This is a genomic window from Psychrobacter pasteurii (assembly GCF_900162815.1).
In the GTDB taxonomy this organism is placed as follows: Bacteria; Pseudomonadota; Gammaproteobacteria; order Pseudomonadales; family Moraxellaceae; genus Psychrobacter; species Psychrobacter pasteurii.
The window spans coordinates 1-256 of sequence record NZ_FUGD01000217.1; the positions used below are offsets into that span (position 1 = coordinate 1).

1 pseudogene is annotated in these 256 nt (G+C 41.4%); it reads right to left on the reverse strand.

The window, feature by feature from the left end:
* Window positions 1-57: 57 nt before the first annotated feature.
* Window positions 58-256: pseudogene (locus A1232T_RS13505) on the reverse strand (RNA-guided endonuclease InsQ/TnpB family protein); the annotation flags it as partial.

A 256-nucleotide genomic window follows, 5' to 3' on the forward strand; every position in this document is an offset into this window, starting at 1 on the left:
CTTTCCCGTTTGTCTTGTGCTTAGGTATTTGATAGCAGACTTTTTAAAAGGTATCTAACCCAGTGATTTTCGTTTGGCATCAGGACGGTTGCTGCGCCAGCTAAGTTTGGCTTTCTTAAATTGTTTTCTGGCCTTGGCGTGAGTCTCATTGATAGCTTGTAAGGTCTGACTGTGTAATCCTAAATATTCACCGCTACCTTTGGTGTACTGGTTTAAATCATAGGCTGAAAAGTACTTACCGGTACGTTTTAGATGC